We start from the raw sequence: 20,731 nt of genomic DNA on the forward strand, positions 1-20,731 counted from the left end.
GAGGCTTCCCGGGAGAAACCATCGCCGGGCACGACGTGTCTGGTGAGTAACAGGAGCAGATAACCCGATGAAACTGGCAACGCTCAAGGATGGCAGCCGCGACGGCAAGCTGGTGGTGGTTAACGACCACCTGACCTACTGCACCGACGCAAGCCACATCTCGCCGACTTTGCAGGCTGCGCTTGACGATTGGGAGCAGGTGGCTCCGAAGCTGAAGTTGCTGGCCGAGAGCCTGTCTCACGAAGCCGTTCCAACGATCCGCTTTCACGAGCACGATGCCCTGTCGCCATTGCCGCGAGCCTATCAGTGGGCGGACGGCTCGGCCTACGTCAACCACGTCGAACTGGTTCGCAAGGCCCGCGGGGCGAAGATGCCGGAAAGCTTCTGGACAGATCCGCTGATGTATCAGGGCGGCTCGGATGCGTTCCTGGCGCCACGCGACCCGATCTCCATGCGCGAAGAAGCCTGGGGCATCGATATGGAAGGCGAGATCGCCGTCGTCACCGACGATGTGCCGATGGGGGTGAGCGCCGAAGCTGCGCGCGATCACATTCTTCTGGTGCTGCTGGTCAATGATGTTTCCCTGCGCGGTCTGATCCCGGCTGAGCTTGGCAAGGGCTTCGGCTTCTTCCAGTCCAAGCCGTCTTCGGCCTTTTCGCCGGTGGCTGTTACGCCGGACGCGCTTGGCGATGCCTGGAAGGGTGGCAAGCTGCATCTGCCGCTTCATGTCGACCTCAATGGTCAGCCGTTTGGCCGCGCAAACGCGGGCATCGACATGACCTTCGATTTCGGTCAGCTGATCGCCCATGCCGCCAAGACCCGGCCGCTCAGTGCCGGTACGATCATCGGATCCGGCACGGTCTCGAACAAGCTGGACGGCGGTCCGGGCAAGCCGGTTGCAGATGGTGGGGTTGGTTATTCCTGCCTTGCCGAAATCCGCATGATCGAAACGATCAACACGGGCGAGGCCAAGACATCCTTCCTGAAGTTCGGCGATACGGTCCGCATCGAGATGCTCGACTCGGACGGCCATTCGATCTTCGGCGCCATCGAGCAGACGGTGGAGAAGTACGAAGGGCCGTAATCGCGCTCCGCGAGCCTGCGCTCCCATCGACGGTCCCCCCTAACCCCTCCCTAGAAAGGGAGGGGCAGGGCTGGGAACTCCGTCCCGCACAAAGACAAAAGCGCAGCGTCAGGTTGAGCCTTTTCGCCGCCAGGATATTTCAGGGAGAGGGTCATGCCTCACGTTGCGCCATTGGACCGCAAGGATCTGCCTCAGTTCGAGGAAAAATTCGCGCGCTACGATGCAATTCGCGGCTTTTTGCCGAACTCGATCCTGACCATGGCGCGCCGGCCGAATATCGCCAGGGCATTCATGGATCTGAACCAGGCGGTTCTTTACGAGGGCACGGTGCCGGAAGACCTGAAGATGATGGTGGCGCTGATGACCTCCATGGCGACTGGCTGCCGCTACTGCCAGGGGCACATGGCCAATCTGAGCCACGTCTACGATGTGCCGGATGAAAAGATCGCTGCTGTCTGGGAATGCGAGACATCACCGCTTTTCACGGAGGCCGAGAAGGCGGCACTGGTGCTGGCCCGCGAGGCCGCCGGTGTTCCCAACGGTGCAACGGAAGAGCATTTCGCAGCACTCAAGACCCATTTCAACGACGCCGAGATTGTCGAGATCGTCGCCTCGATTGCACTCTTCGGCTACCTCAACCGGTGGAACGACACCATGGCCACCACAATGGAATCCCATCCGGCCGCTGTTGCCAAAAAGGCGATGCCCGCATGGGATGAAGGCAAACACGGAGCTTCTAAATGAGCAAGCAATTCGCATCCGCTGGAGACATGACGGAAAAGAAGATCTCCTTCACCGAAATCGGCAAGGATCTTTGGGCTTTTACCGCTGAGGGCGACCCGAACACCGGCGTCATCATCGGCGACGACAGTGTCATGATCGTCGAGGCGCAGGCGACCCCTGAACTCGCCAACAAGGTGATCGAGAAGGTGCGGTCCGTCACCGACAAGCCGATCAGCCATCTTGTGTTGACCCACTACCACGCCGTGCGCGTGCTGGGGGCTGCCGCCTACAAGGCACCGACCGTGATCATGAGCCAGAAGGCCCGGTCCATGGTCGTGGAACGCGGCGCGCAAGACCGGGAATCCGAGTTCATGCGCTTCCCGCGTCTGTTCATGGGCTATGACAACGTCAACGACATTCCGCCGCTGACCTGGCCGACAACCACTTTCAACGACCGAATGACCGTTTACCTGGGCAAGCGCCGGGTGGACCTCAGCTTCGTTGGACGTGCCCACACCGCTGGCGACATCGTCATTCACGTGCCGGACGAGAACGTCATGTTCACGGGCGACATCGTGGAATATCACTCGGCCTGCTATTGCGGTGACGGTCATTTCAACGACTGGCCGACAACACTTGAGCGCATCCGCTCGTTTGATCTTGATGCCATTGCGCCGGGCCGGGGCGATGCGCTGGTTGGCAAGAAGATGGTCAATGCGGCGCTGGATGCCACTGCTGACTTTGTCCGTTCGACCTATGAGCCGGTCGCCCGCGTGGCAAAGCGCGGCGGTTCGCTGAAGGAAGCGTGGGACGCCTGCCGCGCCGCCTGTGATCCGAAGTTCAAGGACTACGCGATCTACGAGCATTGCCTGCCGTTCAACGTCGCTCGCGCATACGACGAGGCCCTGGACATCGACACGCCGCGCATCTGGACCGCGGAACGCGACGCCCAGATGTGGGCAGACCTGCAGGGCTGACCCATGAGTGCTGTCCTGGATCACCTGCGCCTGATGGCTCGTAACAACGCATATGCCAATGAGCGTTTATATGAAGCTTGCTGCCGGCTGTCTCAGGCGGAGTTCGAGGCGGAAAGAACCGGGTTCTTTCCGTCGATCCGGGAAACGCTGAATCACAACTGGGAAGTGGACCGCTACTACCTTGATGCCTTGAAAGAGGAGGGGCAGGGCCTGTCAGTGTTCGACACGCAGCATCTGCCTTCCGCAGCCGGCCTGCAAGCCGCACAGCAAAGCGTGGATCGGGATCTGATCGATTTCTGCGACCGAATTACGGAAGCGGATCTTGAACGCGACATCGCACAGGACCGGGGTAATGACGGAATCATGCAGGAAAAGATTGCAAGCACGCTGCTGCATCTCTTCCAGCACCAGATCCATCACCGGGGTCAGGCCCATGCCATGCTGGCAGGAACAAGCGTCGCGCCACCGCAGCTGGACGAATTCTTTCTGAAGTTTGACCGGCATCCGTCGGCGCAACGTTTCCAGGAGAGCAACTAGCGCTCGGGCGCGAAGATCAATTGGGCGAGCCAGGTCAGGGCGCCGGCAAGGACGATGAACTCGCACAGCACAATGCTGATCCCGGCCATGCTCCAGTTATCGGCGAGCACGGTTGCAGGAGCGGCGATGAGAAGTGAAACGGCGACCACAGACATCAGCCCGGCAAGGATCCGGAGTATCCAGAGACGGCCGGATGTTGAGATAGTCTGACGTGTCACGCTCGGCATATCACACCTCCGTTTGGGGGACTTGATAACTAGAACGCGTAATTCGGAAAAGGGTTCCGCGAAACGTGCAAAGGCTTGCCGGCTCGGGAGATCGGGAGGCCTCGGCAATTGGGAGAAACGCCTGTGACCAAATTGTTTGAAGCGCCGCTTTATCCGTACAAGAGGTCCCAAGATCAGGACGCGGCGGCACCGGTTCGTCACCCGGTGGTGATCATCGGCGCCGGGCCGGTGGGCCTCGCCATCGCCATCGATCTTGCTCAGGCCGATGTGCCTGTCGTTATTCTGGACGACAACGACAAGGTCAGCGTGGGCTCACGGGCCATTTGCTTTTCCAAGCGATCCCTGGAAATTTTCGACCGTCTGGGCTGCGGCGACGAGATGGTCGACAAAGGTGTCGTCTGGAACGTCGGCAAGGTGTTTTTCGGTGACCGGCAGGTCTATGATTTCAACCTGTTGCCGGAAGAGGGACACAAGCGCCCGGCCTTCATCAACCTCCAGCAATATTATTGCGAACTCAACCTGGTCGAGCGCATCCGCGCGCTGCAGGTGGAAGGCAAGCCGGTGGAAATTCGCGGTGGCAGTCGGGTCGCAAACCTCAATCAGAGGGACGACCACACGCTGGTGACCGTGGAAACGGCCGATGGTGCCTACAATCTGGAAGCGGACTGGCTGATTGCTTGTGATGGTGCCGGCTCGCCCTCGCGCCGGATGCTCGATCTCGATTTTGTCGGACGGGTGTTCGAAGACAACTTTCTGATCGCCGACGTCATCATGAAGGCAGACTTCCCAACCGAGCGCTGGTTCTGGTTCGATCCCCCCTTCAACAAGGACCAGTCCGCGCTTCTGCACAAGCAGCCGGACGGTGTCTGGCGCATCGATTTGCAGCTTGGCTGGGACATCGACAAGGAAGAAGAAAAGAAACCGGAAAACGTCATTCCCCGGCTCAAGCAGATGCTCGGGCAGGACGTTGAATTCGATCTGGAATGGGTGTCGATCTATACCTTCCAGTGCCGGCGCATGGAAAAGTTCCGCCACGGCCGGGTCATCTTCGCCGGTGACAGCGCCCACCAGGTATCGCCCTTTGGTGCGCGCGGCGCCAATTCGGGCTTCCAGGATGCGGACAACCTCGGCTGGAAACTGAAGCTCGTCATGGACGGAAAGGCACCCGAAAGCCTTCTGGACAGTTATGCCTTTGAACGGGAAATGGCAGCCGACGAGAACATTCTGCAAAGCTCGCGTTCTACCGATTTCATTACGCCGAAATCCGAAACCAGCCGCATCTTTCGAGATGCCGTGCTGGACCTGTCCGAACACCACGCCTTTGCCCGGCCGCTGGTCAATTCCGGCCGGTTGTCTGTCCCTTGCGTTTATGATGGCTCAAACCTCAACAGCCCGGATGTGGACGGCCTGCCTGCGCGCACACGGCCGGGAAGCCCGGCGTCGGATGCGCCCCTGGCAGACGGTTGGCTGCTGGATTGGCTCGGCAGCGGCTTCCATCTGCTGGGCATTGGCACCGACGTGCCGGAGACCCTCCAGATTGATGGCATCGACATCGCCGGTGTCAGCATTGCACCGGCATCTGCCGGTCAGGAACTGAAAGCCAGATATCTCGGCGATGCCTCGTCGGCTGTTTATCTGATCCGGCCGGACCAGCATGTCGCAGCACGCTGGATGGAATATGACCGTGCAGCAGTCGAAAATGCACTCGCAATTGCACTTGGAAAAGGTGGAGAAGCCTGATGGCGGAGATTGTCACCACACCGAACCTTGAAAACCCGGACGGATTTTATGCCGATCTGCTGACCTCCCATGAAGGCCTCACCAAGGCCGAAAGCGATGCGTTCAATGCGCGGCTGATCCTTCTGATGGCAAATCAGATCGGCGACCGTGAGGTGCTTGCAAGACTGCTTGAGGCGGCCAGACGATAGGCTGGGACCAGCGCCGTGACGGTGCTGGTATCCGGAATATTGAGGGTTTTGACATGTGGTGTGAAAGAGTCGGCTTTCACATCATTGTCAGAATTACACACTCTCGTCATCGGATTAGAGGCAACCGGATTTAATTTGGGCAAAAATTTTTCTCAAGTAAACGCGTAGTATCGCCTTGTCGCAAAAGACTAAAAACCGCCCGATTTATTTTGCGCTGGCGAGCGAAAGGCAGACCTGAAATTATTCACCAATTGTTTATCCGCTCGCACCTTCAATCTCGGAAAGTGCGGGGGAAACAATGTCCAGGTTACTTACACCTTTAAAGAACGTGTGCCTTTCGGCGAAAGTAGGTGGCGGCTTCGCGGCCATGATCCTCGTGGCAGCTGCGGTGGGGGCCGTTGGCACGGTCGCGATTCTCGGCCTCAGGACCCAGTCGGACGTCAGCGCGAAGGCAACGACCGCCATGGCCAACCTTCAACAGGTTGCTCAGGCACAGGAAGCCTATCTCTCTGATCGGACGGCAGATCTGGCCGATGCGGCGAGGCTGCAGATCGATCAGTTGGAAACATCGCTTTTGACGCTCGACGGTGTTTCGGGCGCCGGAGAAGGCGAACCGGTGACGGCAGAAGCCATTGCGCTGGTCGGTCAGTTGAGCGGCGAGTTTGATGGCGTGGTCGAAGCTGTCGAGAACCGGCAGGTGCAAGTCGACAAGCTGTTGCGGTCGGCCGTCAATCTGGCAACCATTGCTGCGCAGATCAACGACAAGATGAGCAAGATCCAGCGCGACGCCGGTAGCGCCGCCAAGACGGCATCCGGGACCCGTAACCGGGCCGACAAGGTCGGTCGCATGCTGTCGGACATGGAAGACCTCGTAACCGGTCTGGAAGCCAGGATTGCCGAGGCGAGCGCAGGTGCTGATCTTCCGCCTGAAACAGTGGCTGCCATTCTGGATGGCACGCACACTCTGGCCAAGAGGGCAGCAAAGGCCGGCAAACTGAAGGTGGACGGCGTCGACAAGGCTAGGGTCGAGGCGCTCGCAGCGATGGCGGCGGCTCTCGGTGAAAAACTGCCGAAGCCGGAAGGGGAAGGGGCACTACCGGCCGCCGTGCCGGCCACGGTTGCCTCAGACCTTGCTGCCGGCCTGGAACAGCTTCACGAACAGGCCTCGGCCTTGCGCAAGGTCGTCTACACGGCAGCCGATGAAGCCAAGTCGATTGCCGGCAAGGCAAACTCCCAGCTGCGCATCGTCGACCTCGTCAATGTGAATGTGAACAAGTATCAGAACGCGTCTTTGGAGATCCGCTCTGCAACAATGGAGTATTTTGCCGGTTTCGATACGATTGGCGCGGATGAAGTGCTCAACCGGATTGAAACGCTGCGCTACATAGCCAACCTGTTGAAGGCGGACAGTGCTGCTTTTCCGGAAATCGCTGACGCGATTGCTGCCATCGAAGCAGAGGTTGGCACCTATGAGGCCGAATTTGCCGCCATGGTCGCCGCCAAGGATGCGTTCGACGCCAAGCGGGAACAGCTGGTTGCGATCTCTGGTCAGGTCCGCAGTGTCATTACCGCGCTGACCGAGGCCCAGTCCGCGGCCGCCTATTCACGGGCGGATACAGCGCTTGGGTTGATCGCGATTGCACTCCTCGGGGCGGTTGCCGCAGGTGGCCTGCTCGCCTTTGTGCTTTCGCTGGTGATCACGCGGCCGACACGGGCACTCACGGAAGCGATGGGCCGTCTGGCCGACGGGGACATCGACACAGTCATTCCGTCAACCGGTCAGCGTGACGAGATCGGAGACATGAGCCGCACGGTTCAGGTGTTCCAGGAAAACGCCCGGGAACGTCTGCGCCTGGAAGGCGAAGCCAACGCGCATCGCCAGGCCGAGAACGCGCGTCAGCGGGAAGTTGACGATCTGATCCAGAGCTTCCGGGGAGAAATTCAGGGTCTCCTGAGTGCCCTCGACGAAACGGCAGCCGGAATGTCCAATACGGCATCGGCACTCGGCGGCATCGCTGAAAGCAGTGCGGAACAGGCCGGCGACACCTCCCGTGTCAGCGAAGACGCCAGCATGAGCGTTGAAAACGTGGCAGGCGCGGCTGAGGAACTGTCCGCATCGATCGCTGAAATCGGCGAGCAGGTGCGCCGGTCGTCCGACATCGTCACCTCTGCAACGAACGCGGTTCACGACACCAACGGCAAGGTGCAGGGACTGGCCGAAGCTGCCTCGAAGATCGGCGAAGTGGTCAGCCTGATCCAGGCGATTGCCGAACAGACCAACCTTCTGGCCCTCAATGCCACCATCGAGGCTGCGCGGGCAGGGGATGCCGGCAAGGGGTTCGCCGTGGTCGCTGCCGAAGTGAAGGAGCTGGCGACGCAGACGTCTAGAGCCACGGAAGAAATATCCTCTCAGATCCAGACCATCCAGAACTCAACCAGTGAGGCGGTCGCCGCTATCGGCGCAATTTCCGACACGATGGAAGAGGTCAACGGCTACACGCAAGGGATCACGGCTGCCGTTACCCAGCAGGGCTCGGCCACCAACGAGATTTCAGGCAACGTCCAGCGTGCCGCCCAGAGCACGCAGGCGGTTCAGACCAACATGTCCAGCCTGTCCAGGGCGGTTGACGACACCAAGGAAGCGTCGGGCGATGTCCTGGCGGCTTCCGGCGATCTGAGCAACCGCAGCCGGGCTCTGAAAGAAGGTATCGAAACCTTCCTGAACCGCGTGGCGGCAGCCTGACGCCAGAGGCACGTCAAAAAGTGATGCCGCATGCCGTGGGACGTCGAATGCCCACGACATGCGCCCGACAGCCAAGAAAGCCAGGACAGGAATTGGACGTCTCATCGGCATGATCGCCGGTGGGGCGTCTTTTTTTGTGCTGGAGGCAAGGGCGCAGGTCGCATTCGCTGCTTTTGAGACACGGCGCAGGACCTCCCGATGCTCGCGGATTCTCCATCGATACGATATGTCTGAGAATAACAACTCGACATAAGAATGATATTGCAAATCATTCGCAAAAACTTGACAGTTGCAAATGATTTGCAATATCACTTGCAGAAGTGATGTTCACACAGGGATTTGGTGATGCTGAAAAAACTCGTTCTGACGGTCTCTCTCGCGGCGATCGTCGCTGGACCGGCATCGGCCGCCTTGGCAAAGGACAAGATGAAGGTGGTGACCACCTTTACCGTTCTTGCCGATATGGCGCAGAATGTTGCCGGTGAGGCCGCCGACGTTGTGTCCATCACCAAACCGGGTGCGGAAATTCACGGCTATGAGCCGACCCCGCAGGACATCGTTCGGGCGTCCGATGCGGACCTGATCCTCTGGAACGGCATGAACCTTGAGCGCTGGTTTGAACAGTTTCTGTCGAACCTCGGTGACATTCCCTCTGTAACGCTGACGGACGGGATCGAACCGATCTCGATTGCGGCAGGCTCCTACGAGGGCAGGCCAAATCCGCATGCCTGGATGGGTTTGGACAATGCGCTGATTTATATCGACAATATTTCCAAGGCGTTCGCCAAGTATGATCCCGACAACGCGGCGACCTATGCCGCCAACGCGGAGGCCTACAAGAACAAGCTGCGCGAAACAATCGAGCCGCTGCGCCAGGCCGTCGCCGACATACCGGAAGACAAGCGCTGGCTGGTGACCTGTGAAGGTGCGTTCAGCTACCTCGCTCATGACTTCGGCATGAAGGAACTCTATCTCTGGCCGATCAATGCCGATCAGGTCGGCACGCCGCAACAGGTCCGCTCTGTGATTGACGGGGTGCGCGAGCACGACATTCCGGTCGTCTTCTGCGAAAGCACGGTCAACACCTCGCCTGCCAAGCAGGTGGCGCGGGAAACCGGCGCAAAATACGGTGGCGATCTTTACGTCGATTCCCTGAGCGAGGCGGACGGCAAGGTGCCGACGTATCTGGATCTGCTGAAGGTCACATCGGGCACGGTCGTCGACGGACTGAAATCCGCCGCCAAGTAACAGACCGTATCAAGGCACGCCGCGTGGCATGGACACGATGCCACGCTTGATTGTGTCGCAGGAACCGATGAAAGTACTGGAAAGACTGAATGCTGAACGTCATCAAGGACCCGGTTATGGACATGCCCCACGTCAGGGATGATGACGGTATAGCAGCCGAGGACGTGACCGTTACCTATCGCAATGGGCACACGGCACTCTGGAATGCCAGTTTTTCAATCCCTCGAGGCACCGTCACGGCTCTTGTCGGCGTGAACGGAGCGGGCAAGTCGACCCTGTTCAAGGCCATCATGGGGTTCGTTCCGGCAGCCAAGGGGCGCATTCGCATTCTGGATATGCCTGTCCGGGAAGCGTTGAAGAAAAACCTTGTCGCCTATGTACCCCAATCGGAAGAAGTCGACTGGTCTTTCCCGGTCCTTGTCGAGGACGTTGTGATGATGGGCCGTTACGGCCACATGGGCTTCTTGCGCCGGCCGAAACCGGCGGATCAAGCGGCTGTCGATCAGGCGCTGACGCGCGTGAACATGCAGGATTTCCGGCATAGGCAGATCGGGGAGCTTTCCGGTGGCCAGCGCAAGCGCGTCTTTCTTGCCCGCGCGCTTGCCCAGGACGGCCAGGTGATCCTTCTGGATGAGCCCTTCACCGGCGTTGACGTGAAAACCGAGGAACAGATCATCGCCTTGCTGCGGGAAATGCAGGCTGAGGGCAGGGTGATGCTGGTTTCGACGCACAACCTCGGCTCCGTGCCGGAGTTCTGCGACAGGACGGTGCTGGTCAAGGGAACGGTGCTGGACTACGGACCGACAGCCACAACCTTCACCCGTGCGAACCTGGAAAAAGCCTTTGGCGGCGTATTGCGCCATTTCACCATTTCCGACCAGACACTGCACACCGACGGCGATGAGCGCGCGGTGACCATTCTGACCGACGACGAGCGTCCGTTCGTTCAATATGGCGACAAGGTGCAGACCCGGGAGGGACGCGACTGATGGAGCCTTTCAGTTTCGCCTATCTGCTCGAGCCCTTTCAATACAGCTACATGACCAACGCCATGTGGGTGTCGGCGCTTGTCGGCGGCGTTTGCGCCTTCCTGTCGTCCTACCTGATGCTGAAGGGCTGGTCGCTGATCGGGGATGCCCTGTCTCATTCCGTCGTGCCGGGGGTGGCCGGGGCCTATATTCTGGGACTGCCGTTTTCGCTCGGCGCGTTTCTCGCCGGCGGGCTTGCTGCCGGTGCCATGCTGTTCCTGTCAGAACGCTCAGGCCTGAAGGTTGACGTGATCATCGGCCTCATCTTCACGTCCTTTTTCGGCCTTGGTCTCTTCATCGTTTCCCTCAGCCCGACGTCGGTCTCGGTCCAGACGATCACAATGGGCAATATTCTGGCGATCACGCCGGAAGACACCTTGCAACTGGCCATCATCGGCTTCGTGTCGCTGGCAATCCTGACGCTCAAGTGGAAGGATCTGATGGTCACCTTCTTCGATGAGAGCCATGCACGTACAATCGGCCTGAGGCCCGGTCTCCTGAAGGCGATCTTCTTCGTGCTTCTGTCCGCATCCGTTGTCGCAGCCATGCAGACGGTTGGCGCCTTTCTGGTCATCGCGATGGTGGTCACGCCGGGAGCGACGGCCTATCTCCTGTGCGATCGCTTTCCACGCCTCATCCTCACGTCCATCGCTATCGGCACCCTGACGAGTTTTGCAGGCGCCTATTTCAGCTACTTTCTGGACGGAGCGACCGGCGGCATCATCGTTACCCTGCAGACACTGGTGTTCCTGATTACCTTCGTGCTGGCGCCAAAACACGGCCTTCTGGCCGCCCGCCGCAGATCGGCAGAGGCCCTGCGCCGCGGATACCCCTTGGAAGCGGCGCAAACCGAATCCGGAGATCAGGCGTAATGGACCTCGATACTCTTCTGCTGCCCTTCAAATTTCCCTTCATGCAGAACGCATTCTTCATCTGCATGATTGTGTCGATCCCGACGGCTCTGCTGTCCTGTTTCCTGGTGATCAAGGGCTGGGCCCTGATGGGGGATGCCGTCAGTCACTCGGTGCTGCCCGGCATTGTGCTCGCCTACATCTTCGGCATCCCGTTGATCATCGGTGCTTTTGCCGCCGGCATGGTCTGCGCCCTCCTGACGGGCTATCTCTCCGGCAACAGCCGCGTGAAGCAGGATACGGTGATGGGCGTCGTATTTTCCGGCATGTTCGGCGTTGGCATCGTGCTCTTTGTGTCGGTCCGCACAAACGCCCATCTGGACCATATCCTTTTCGGCAATATGCTCGGCGTGGAGACCCATGAGCTGGTAACCGCCGGCATCATCGCCGTCATCGTCGGCGGTGCGCTGGTGCTCAAATGGAAAGACCTGCTGCTGCACAGTTTCGATCCCGCCCAGGCGCAGGCGTCCGGCTTGCCGGTCCGGCTGCTGCACTATGGGCTTCTTGCGGCACTGTCCCTGACGATTGTCGCCACCCTGTCGGCGGCGGGCCTCATACTGGCGGTCGCACTGCTGATCGCACCGGGGGCAATTGCGTTCCTGCTGGTCCGCACCTTCAAGACGATGCTCTGCGTTGCGGTGCTGGTCTGCATGGCTTCGATGGTGACTGGCACCTATGCCAGCTTCTTCCTCGACAGCGCGCCGGCGCCCACGATCGTGCTCATTCTGACGGCGGCATTCCTCGTAGCTTTCACCCGCCGCCAGATGCTGACCCGTCAGGCATCCCTCCGCCGTGCGGAGGATGCGGCGTAACAGCCGCGCTCCTGCGTTCTGAACCGGCCCATGCTCAAGGCCTTCGGCACTGGTTCCTGACAGTTTCTACACTATTTGGGTAGGCAACCCGGTTTTGAAGCGCTTCAACGGCATTTCAATGCCGGGCTTCATGTTGTGGCTGGGTAAGTGAAGATATGGCAGCCCTTGAATGCCAATCCGCGTTTCCCAGCTTACAAATTGGTACACGTTATCGATTGTTGGACAACGGGATTTGCCGTAGAAAACCAGTTTCCGCATACAACCGTTCTCGGCAGTGCCGGCAAGTTCTGATCGGAGTTCCACTTGTCAATTTGGAAACAGCTCGTCCTCACACTTCTGGTCGCAATCGTGGCGGCAGGGCTCTGGGTTCGCTTTTATCCGGGCGCGGGCGCGCAACTCAGCGCCTGGGGCATCGATTGGCTGGATTTTGCCGTGGCCGATGGGACACCGGGCCAGGGCGACAAACCGCGCCGGGGCTGGGGAGGGCCGAAAGGAGCGGTCGTGGCAACGCCGGTGGTCGAGATCACCATCAATGACCGCTTGTCCGCCATTGGCACCAGCACGGCCCTGCAATCCGTCGCCGTAACACCTTTTACCAGCGGCCGCATGACGGACGTTCTGGTCAAGTCCGGTGCCACGGTGAAAGCGGGCGATATCATAGCCAAACTCGATCAGGACGCCGAACAGATCGCTGTCGAACGGGCGGCAAATGCCCTCAAGGATGCAGAGGCACGGCTGCAGCGCATGCAAGTGCTGCGGAAAACCAACACGGCAACAGCCGTGCAGGTGACCGATGCGGAGCTTTCGGTTGAAAACGCGCGGCTGCAACTGCGCGAAGCCGAACTGGCGCTGTCCCGACGCTCCGTTGAAACGCCCATTGGCGGCGTTGTCGGGATTCTGCCCATCACCGCAGGCAACTATGTTTCCTCGCAAACCGTCATCGCAACCATCGATGACCGCAGCGAAGTTCTCGTCGATTTCTGGGTGCCGGAACGCTATGCCTCGGCCATCACCGTGGGCTCTCCAATCACCGCTACGTCCGTTGCCCGCCCGGGGGAGACTTTCGAAGGTGTCATAAGCGCCGTCGACAACCGTATCGATATCGACAGCCGGACCCTTCAGGTTCGGGCGCGGTTTCCCAACAAGGCCGACAAGCTGAGAGCCGGCATGTCGTTCCAGGTCTCGATGAAGTTTCCGGGCGACAAATACCCGGCTGTCGATCCGCTGGCCGTGCAATGGGGGGCGGATGGCGCCTTCGTGTGGGCTGTGCGTGACGGCAAGGGCGCGCGCGTTCCGATCAGTATCATCCAGCGCAACACCGACAGCGTCCTGGTTGATGCGGACCTGACCGTGAACGACGAAGTGGTGACCGAAGGCATCCACCTGGTGCGCAACGGTGCCGACCTGACGGTTGCCGACCGCAAACAGGCACCGGCTGCCGATGCGCCCTCAACACCTGTTTCCAGCGGAAGCGGTTCCTGAAGTTTGACCTGAGGGTCTTGGAGAGACTGCCATGCAGATGGACCGTTTGAAGGAACTGGGTATCACCGGCCTGTTCGTGCGGCGTCCGGTTCTCGCCTTTGTGATCAACATGCTGATCGTGGTTGCAGGCATCGCGGCAATGTTCGGGATCGAGGTGCGTGAACTGCCGGATGTCGACCGTCCGGTCATCACCGTCAGCACGAATTATCCGGCCGCCGCTGCCGAAACCATCGACCGCGAAGTGACCGGTGTCATCGAAGGCGCCGTGGCGCGCGTCTCCGGCGTCAAGGCGATTTCCTCCACCTCTTCCTTCGGCCGCAGCCGGGTGACGGTGGAATTTTCTGACGATGTCGATCTCGACGTGGCCGCCTCAGACATGCGCGATGCGCTCGGGCGCATCACCAACGACCTGCCGGAAGATGCTGACCCGTCCCGCATCATCAAGGCAGATGCCAACGCCCAGCCGGTCTTGCGTCTGGGGGTGGTCTCCGACCGCACGTCCGTCGAGGACATGACGGTGCTGGTGGAAGACGAGATTTCCGATGCGCTGGCCGCCGTTCCAGGTGTCGCGGATGTTCAGGTCTATGGCGACCGCGACAAGATCTTCCGCATCGATATCGACCAGGCCAAGATGGCCAGCCTCAATCTGACCATTGCCGATGTGGCCAAGGCCCTGTCGTCTATGGCCTTCGACACACCCGCCGGCTCGCTCACCAGTCAGACTCAGGATCTGATCGTGCGCGCGACGGCCTCCATCGATACGCCGGAAGAATTCGAAAGCGTCATCATCAACCGTCGGGCCCGGCTGCGCGATTTCGTGACGGTGACCCTTGGTCCTGATCTGGGGCAGACCCAGCTCCGCGCGAACGGCAAGTCCGGCATTGGCCTTGGCATCATTCGTTCGGCCCAGTCGAACACTCTGGAGATTTCGGAAGGCGTGCGCGCCGCGGTCGAGCGCATCCAGGAAAACCTGCCTGAAGGCATGACCATCGAAGTCACCAGCGATGACGCCACCTTCATCAACGGGGCCATTCATGAAGTCGAGATCGCCCTGGCTATCTCGGTCAGCATCGTTCTGCTGATCATCTTCATTTTCCTGTGGGACTGGCGGGCGACCATCATTCCAGGCGTTTCCCTGCCAGTGGCGCTGATCGGCACACTGGCGGCGATCTACCTCGCAGGCTTTTCCATCAACATCCTCACGCTGCTGGCTCTCGTGCTGGCGACCGGCCTTGTGGTCGACGATGCCATCGTGGTGCTGGAGAATATCGTCCGCAGGCGCAACGAGGGCATGGGCCCACGTGCGGCAGCGGTTCTAGGGGCCGAAGAAGTCTTCTTCGCGGTGCTGGCAACCACGGCAACGCTGATTGCGGTCTTCGTACCGCTGTCCTTCCTGCCGGGGCAGACGGGCGGCCTGTTCCGCGAATTCGGCTTCGTGCTTGCCATTGCCGTGTTCCTGTCGTCCATCGTTGCGCTGTCGCTATGTCCCATGCTCGCTTCGCGCATTCTCAAGAGCAAACCCGCCGGGCAGAGCGGCGATCACGGCGGCGCCGTGGGTGGGCTCGGACGGCTGTTGAGCGGGCTCTACCGGCGTTGCCTGAGGGCCTGTCTCAACGCACCCATTGTGGTCGTGGCCGTTTCGCTGTTGTTTGCCGCAACCGCAGGGGTGCTGTTTCCCACCATCAAGACGGAGCTGACGCCGACCGAGGACCGCTCGATAGCTTTCATGCGCATCTCAGCGCCTCAGGGCGTAAGTCTGGATTACCTTTCGCAGCAGATGCGCGAAATCGAAAATCTGCTTGAGCCGTACCGGGAAAACGGCGAGATCGTCAGCACCTTCTCCATTGCCGGCACCGGCGGTTCCAAGAACAGCGGTTTCATCGTCATGCGTCTGGCGCCCTGGGGCGAACGGGAGCGCTCGCAGCAGCAGATCCTGTCGGAAGTCAGTGCGCTTGTGCGCAATGTTCCCGGGGTGCGGGCCTTCGCCTTCCAGCCCAACAGCCTCGGCATTCGCGGGGCCGGCTCCGGGCTTCAGTTTGCCGTTTCCGGCAGCAACGACTATGCGACGCTGGGCGCAACGGCTGACAAAATCGTCTCGGCGATGGAACAGGACCCACGGTTCCGCCAGGTGCGCCGGTCTACCGAAGCAACCCAGCCACAGCTTTCCGTTTCCATCAACCGGGAGCGCGCCTCCGACCTCGGTATCGATATCAACGGGCTAGGCACGGCCATGCAGGCCATGCTGGACGGCCGCAAGATCGGTCAGGTCTTCATCAACGACCAGGCCTATGACGTGAAATTCGTCTCCACCACCAATCCGATCAACGATCCGACGGACATGGAGAACATCTTCATCAAGACGGGGGACGGCCGCTTCGTTCCCGTCTCGACCATCGCCAGCCTGGTGGAAAAGGCCGTGCCGCCCTCTCTCGCGCGCGAGCAGCAATTACGCTCCGTTGCCATCACGGCGGGTCTTGCGGACGATTTCGCCCTCGGCAACGCCTATGAGGAAGCGCTGAAGATCGCCGAACCGCTGCTGCCGCCCGGTGCCCGCATCGTGCCGCTGGCGGAAACGGCAACGCTGGGGGAACAGTCGTCCTCCATGGCCCGCACCTTCGGCTTTGCAATTGTCATCATTCTGCTGGTGCTGGCTGCCCAGTTCGAGAGCTTCATCAGCGCGCTCATCATCATGGCGACGGTGCCGCTCGGACTCGCCTGCGCGGTTTTTGCCATGCTGCTCACCGGAACGACACTCAACGTCTATTCCCAGATCGGCCTGGTGCTGCTTGTCGGCATCATGGCAAAGAACGGTATCCTGATCGTGGAGTTCGCCAATCAGTTGCGGGATCGAGGGCAGGGGTTGCGCGAGGCAATCGAAAACGCCTCCAACATCCGTCTGCGGCCGGTCATGATGACCATGATCTGCACAATCGTCGGCGGTGTTCCACTGATCATGGCAAGCGGAGCCGGTGCTGAAGCGCGCATTGCGCTGGGGTTTGTCATCGTCGGCGGGCTCGGCCTTGCGACCGTCTCGACCCTGTTTCTGACGCCAGTGGCCTATCTTCTGCTCGGCCGTTTCATCACCCCGGCCGTTCAGGAGGAAGAACGCCTCCACAAGGAGTTGGACGAGGCAAGGGCAATGGGCCAGCAGCCGGGCGAGTGATGCCTGCCGAACCCTGTCTCGCCTGCACGCCCTCAACAAAACTGCCCGAGACAATGCACTGAGCAGATCCAGGGAGATACTGGAACGAAGAGGGGCTGCAGGCCCGCCGCGACATTTGCAGGCGGGTCTTTCCGTTGGAGGGTAAACTGGCCGTAGAAGCCGCGCGTGCGACTGACCAAACCCGTGCGCGCGCCGGTGCCGCACGTCGTGCGAATCCTCGCAAACTTCGCAGGATCACACGTTTGCGCAGGCGGTGCTTTTCCGCCATCGGTGTCTGAATTTTCAGGGAAAAACTGGCTGGGGTGGCAGGATTCGAACCTGCGCATGGCGGTACCAAAAACCGCTGCCTTACCGCTTGGCTACACCCCAAGGCCGTGGAGACGCTGTATATCGAGCCTCGACCCTTTGCGCAAGTCTCCTCAAGAGCAAACTTCGATGGGTAAGGAGTGGTTTTCCCCAGGTGCGTTGCAGGTCTTTCGACAACACGATTTGAGGCTGCTTTTTAACAGCTTCCACCTTGCAGGGCGACAAGCCATGTCTGCTTCTGCCCGCTGCAAAACGGTTCATTTCGCACTTAGTACGCTGACGTTGTTCACAGTTTCAAAAAAGTGACATTCGGCAATTCAAATCGCTTGCGGGATCAGACCAGCTTTGCTACATGACGCTCCACACAGCGAGGGCTTGCCCCGCTGTTCCCGATGAGCCTGGCTTTCCAAGCTCATATTCTGTGTCGGAGTGTAGCGCAGCCTGGTAGCGCACCTCGTTCGGGACGAGGGGGTCGGAGGTTCGAATCCTCTCACTCCGACCATTTCTCTTCTTCCAAGCCTGAAGATTTATCAACCTGCTTGCGCCGTCAACACGGGTTTGCCACGTGTCGAACGGTTTCCCAACGCCATCATGCCTCCAATTCCGGCTAAGCGTGTCGAGCAAAGACGGTCCTGTTCAATAGGCTTCTTCCTGAGCCCCCAGTCTCTTCCTGGTTGATGGGCGCATGTCTTACTTCTTTCCACTTGCAAACCGATCGCGCAGTTTGCTCCGCTTTTGCAACCTGCCGCTAGTGCAACCGGCTGTCCAGGCACCTGCCATGCAGATTCTCCACGAAAAAAGAAAAATTTTCATCCGGCGGAGGCACTCCAGCCAGAGCTGTTCGTGGGCGAACATAAGTGCGCGTTTTGATTGAAATTTTTTGAATGGTGACGCTGGACTTAAATCGATTTCCAAAAAAACAGATTCCGAAAAATGAAGAGTGACTCGCGTATAAGTTGCTTGCGGGATTTGGCTTAAACGCTTAGGGCAGCGTCACCAAAAAAGACAATGCCGGAAACAACAATACACCTTGGTTTCGTTGTTATTTGAATAACTTGCCAGGCCCAATTTTCGGGATCCAGCGACAATTGCTGCAATTTCGCGATCCAGACTGTTGGTCCATCGGCGCGTCTGGCGGAATGGGTGTGCACGCCCTGCGTGCTGCTTCGTCAAAAGACAGATACACATGGCACAGACAATGTTCTCCCGTTTTTTCGTTCCATCGAATATCAGGAACGGCCGCCGCAAAAGGCCTTTCCTGCGGCGTGATGCGCGTTTCAATTTCTGGAAATCCGCGTTGCTGGCAGGCAGTCTGCTGGCGGCCTGTGCACAAGCGTCGGCACAATCGGAACAGCCAGACCAGAAGACCATAACCGAGCGGTTCAAGGCCTGGACGGTCACATGCGTAGAGGACGAAACGCGCGTCTGCCGGATGACGCAGGAACTGGTGCAGCAAAAGAGCGGGCAGCGGCTCTCTGCATTGGTCGTCGAAGAGCGGGAAGGGCAGGGACCCGTTCTTACGGTTCTGACGCCATTCGGTCTGTCTTTGGCGCAGGGTATTGCCCTTTCCGTGGATGAGACGGAGTTGCCCAAGGCGCAATTCCTGACGTGCCTACCATCCGGCTGTGTGGTGCCGGTACCGCTGGATGACGCTGCCCAGGAAAAGCTGCGCGCGGGCAACCGGCTCACTGTAGTCGGTGTAACTGCGACCAATAACAAGCCGGTGCGAATCGAGTTTTCGCTGCAAGGGTCCTCGGCGGCACTGGCACGGCTGAAGGCTCTTTCCGCGGATAATACGGCCGACTGACACCATGGGAGCACTAGCGCGTTTTTGGGCTCCGCTTGCCGGGGCGCTGTTGTTTGCACTGCCGGGGGCGGCTCAAACGCCCTCGGGTGTCCAGGACGTGCTGCGCCAGCAACGCCAGATTATCGAGCGCGAAGAACAGCAGCGCCGGCTGGAACGAGACCGGTTTCTGGGGGGAACAACCGAGCCGTCCCAGCGTTCGCCGGACTTGCTGCCGCAGGAGACCGGTGGCGAGGGGCCGTGCGTTGACGTCAACCGGATCCGGTTTGAAGGCGCGAAACGTGTTCCCGCCCGCGAGCTGGAGCTACTGGTGCGCAACCGGCAAGGCGCCTGCCTGACGCTGACCGACATTCAGAACGTGCTGAGAGCGGCGACCAATTATTACGTCGAGAAGGGCTATGTCACCTCGCGTGCCTATCTGGTGCCGCAGGATCTCGGCTCCGGCGAATTGCGTGTCCTCATCGTCGAGGGATCGGTGTCCGAGGTTCGCCTTCAGGAAAACGGCAAGGCACGACGAGGCGCGGCCCAGCTGTTTGGCGAACGGTCCGGACGGATCATGAATATCCGTGATTTCGAGCAGGGTCTGGAGCAGATCAACCGGCTGGGATCGAAGGAAGCTACCATCCGCATCGAGCCGGGAGCCGGCGTCGGCCAGAGCATCGTCACCATCGAGGTGAAGGACGCCTATGCGATGCAACTGTCCGCATCGCTGGACAATGACGGGGCCACAAGCACCGGACGTCATCAGTGGAACGGTGTCGCCGGCTTCGAGGATGTTCTGGGGCTCAGCGAGCTGCTGACGATTTCCGCCCGCAGTTCGCTCGACAGGCTGGATGAGCAAATCTATTCACGCTCGATCAACGCCTATCTGTCCGTTCCCTGGCGGTATTGGACTGTCAACATCAGCGGATCTTATCTGGACTATCTGTCCCGCCTGGAAAGCCCTTCGGGCGACTACAGCTATGACGGCACAAGCTGGGAAGGCCGGGTGGAAGTGGACCGCGTACTCCACCGGACCGGGCGCTATGTCTGGCGTGCGGGCGGGGCTTTCTCGCTGAAGGAAGCCACCAACTATATCGAAGAGATTTTTATCGACGCCTCCAGCCAGCGGCTGGCCGTTCTAGAAGCCTCCACAAAAATCAGCGGCCGGATTGCAGGCGGGTTCGGCCAGGCGAGCGTCGCCTTCAGGCAGGGGCTGGACGGCTTTGCGGCCCAGAAGGACAGCCGCCAGCTTGACGGTACACCGGCAGCCCAGTTCAGCCAGGTTACCTTGTCCGGGTTCTACCAGCGGGTCTGGCAGAACCCTGTCGGTCAGCTTTCCTTCCAGGCCAGCACCTACGGCTCCTACTCGCCGGACACGCTGTTTGCATCCGAACGGGTGACCATTGGCGGGCCTCTTTCCGTCCGCGGCTTCCGGGATGTCAGCCTGTCGGGTGACGCCGGTGGCTATGGCCAGTTTGAGCTTGGCTTTACGCCGGCGTTCGTCAGCAAAGCACCGGACAGTCTTAAGCGGATATTCGGTCTGCCGCAGCTCTACGCCGGCCTTGATGCCGGCGGCGTTCTGGAAGATCCCGACGATCCACTGGAAGGCGGCGAGCTGATGGGCGGTGCCGTTGGCCTGCGACTGAGCGGCGGCATCGTGACCGGCGAAGTGGCGTATGAGCGGGCCCTGGCCCATCCGACATTTCTGGATCCGGCGGAAAACGGTTTCTTGCGTTTCCGGCTCGGCATTTCTCAAACGTTTTAGGCGCATCGGCT

Annotated in this window: 16 protein-coding genes and 2 tRNA genes; 16 read left to right on the forward strand and 2 right to left on the reverse strand. The window is 59.9% G+C overall.

Annotated features, from left to right (window positions below):
• Positions 1-67: 67 nt before the first annotated feature.
• From AC2A6O_RS19035 to AC2A6O_RS19050, 4 genes are all read left to right on the forward strand, one after another.
• A complete protein-coding gene (locus AC2A6O_RS19035) occupies positions 68-1,084 on the forward strand; it encodes a fumarylacetoacetate hydrolase family protein (RefSeq protein WP_498929414.1) in 1,017 nt (338 codons plus the stop codon).
• Positions 1,085-1,237: 153 nt separating this feature from the next.
• On the forward strand, positions 1,238-1,828 hold the full coding sequence (locus AC2A6O_RS19040) for a carboxymuconolactone decarboxylase family protein (RefSeq protein ID WP_498929416.1): 591 nt from the start codon (positions 1,238-1,240) through the stop codon (positions 1,826-1,828).
• Complete coding sequence (locus tag AC2A6O_RS19045; RefSeq protein ID WP_498929418.1) at positions 1,825-2,784, forward strand: MBL fold metallo-hydrolase; 960 nt, start codon at positions 1,825-1,827, stop codon at positions 2,782-2,784. Before AC2A6O_RS19040 ends, AC2A6O_RS19045 begins: the two co-directional genes overlap by 4 nt.
• Positions 2,785-2,787: 3 nt before the next feature.
• Positions 2,788-3,321, forward strand: coding sequence for a DinB family protein (locus AC2A6O_RS19050; protein WP_148584615.1), 534 nt, complete (start codon positions 2,788-2,790; stop codon positions 3,319-3,321).
• On the opposite strand, the gene AC2A6O_RS19055 is transcribed toward AC2A6O_RS19050, so the two are convergent.
• Complete coding sequence (locus tag AC2A6O_RS19055) at positions 3,318-3,548, reverse strand: hypothetical protein (protein WP_148584614.1); 231 nt, start codon at positions 3,546-3,548, stop codon at positions 3,318-3,320. The two genes, AC2A6O_RS19050 and AC2A6O_RS19055, sit on opposite strands and share 4 nt — an antisense overlap.
• A gap of 123 nt (positions 3,549-3,671) precedes the next feature.
• Here AC2A6O_RS19055 and AC2A6O_RS19060 point away from each other — a divergent pair, with 123 nt between their 5' ends.
• From AC2A6O_RS19060 to AC2A6O_RS19100, 9 genes are all read left to right on the forward strand, one after another.
• Entirely contained in the window at positions 3,672-5,288 is a 1,617-nt protein-coding gene (locus tag AC2A6O_RS19060) for an FAD-dependent oxidoreductase (RefSeq protein WP_498929420.1), read from the forward strand.
• Entirely contained in the window at positions 5,288-5,476 is a 189-nt protein-coding gene (locus AC2A6O_RS19065) for a DUF2783 domain-containing protein (protein WP_148584612.1), read from the forward strand. The genes AC2A6O_RS19060 and AC2A6O_RS19065 overlap by 1 nt, the downstream gene beginning before the upstream one ends.
• 298 nt (positions 5,477-5,774) lie before the next feature.
• A complete protein-coding gene (locus tag AC2A6O_RS19070; protein ID WP_498929422.1) occupies positions 5,775-8,219 on the forward strand; it encodes a methyl-accepting chemotaxis protein in 2,445 nt (814 codons plus the stop codon).
• A 345-nt stretch (positions 8,220-8,564) separates the two neighbouring features.
• Positions 8,565-9,467, forward strand: a complete 903-nt coding sequence (locus AC2A6O_RS19075; RefSeq protein ID WP_148584610.1) for a metal ABC transporter substrate-binding protein — start codon at positions 8,565-8,567, stop codon at positions 9,465-9,467.
• Between the two features lie 89 nt (positions 9,468-9,556).
• A complete protein-coding gene (locus AC2A6O_RS19080; RefSeq protein WP_498929424.1) occupies positions 9,557-10,456 on the forward strand; it encodes a manganese/iron ABC transporter ATP-binding protein in 900 nt (299 codons plus the stop codon).
• A complete protein-coding gene (locus AC2A6O_RS19085) occupies positions 10,456-11,367 on the forward strand; it encodes a metal ABC transporter permease (RefSeq protein ID WP_498929426.1) in 912 nt (303 codons plus the stop codon). Before AC2A6O_RS19080 ends, AC2A6O_RS19085 begins: the two co-directional genes overlap by 1 nt.
• The gene (locus AC2A6O_RS19090; RefSeq protein ID WP_498929428.1) at positions 11,367-12,218 is read left to right on the forward strand and encodes a metal ABC transporter permease; all 852 of its coding nucleotides are present in this window, start codon (positions 11,367-11,369) and stop codon (positions 12,216-12,218) included. The genes AC2A6O_RS19085 and AC2A6O_RS19090 overlap by 1 nt, the downstream gene beginning before the upstream one ends.
• A 303-nt stretch (positions 12,219-12,521) precedes the next feature.
• The gene (locus AC2A6O_RS19095) at positions 12,522-13,700 is read left to right on the forward strand and encodes an efflux RND transporter periplasmic adaptor subunit (protein WP_498929430.1); all 1,179 of its coding nucleotides are present in this window, start codon (positions 12,522-12,524) and stop codon (positions 13,698-13,700) included.
• 31 nt (positions 13,701-13,731) lie between these two features.
• On the forward strand, positions 13,732-16,863 hold the full coding sequence (locus AC2A6O_RS19100; protein WP_498929432.1) for an efflux RND transporter permease subunit: 3,132 nt from the start codon (positions 13,732-13,734) through the stop codon (positions 16,861-16,863).
• A gap of 294 nt (positions 16,864-17,157) precedes the next feature.
• Here the strand turns inward: AC2A6O_RS19100 and AC2A6O_RS19105 are convergent.
• Positions 17,158-17,232, reverse strand: a tRNA-Gln gene (locus tag AC2A6O_RS19105).
• A 362-nt stretch (positions 17,233-17,594) separates the two neighbouring features.
• Here AC2A6O_RS19105 and AC2A6O_RS19110 point away from each other — a divergent pair.
• The 3 genes from AC2A6O_RS19110 to AC2A6O_RS19120 all read left to right on the forward strand — a co-directional run bounded on the left by AC2A6O_RS19110 (position 17,595) and on the right by AC2A6O_RS19120 (position 20,720).
• Positions 17,595-17,671, forward strand: a tRNA-Pro gene (locus AC2A6O_RS19110).
• Between the two features lie 684 nt (positions 17,672-18,355).
• Positions 18,356-18,976 (forward strand): invasion associated locus B family protein, encoded by a 621-nt coding sequence (locus AC2A6O_RS19115; protein WP_498929434.1) that lies wholly within the window; start codon positions 18,356-18,358, stop codon positions 18,974-18,976.
• Positions 18,977-18,980: 4 nt separating this feature from the next.
• Positions 18,981-20,720 (forward strand): ShlB/FhaC/HecB family hemolysin secretion/activation protein, encoded by a 1,740-nt coding sequence (locus AC2A6O_RS19120; protein ID WP_498929436.1) that lies wholly within the window; start codon positions 18,981-18,983, stop codon positions 20,718-20,720.
• Positions 20,721-20,731: the final 11 nt, after the last annotated feature.

The organism is Labrenzia sp. ATLA3, from assembly GCF_057180185.1.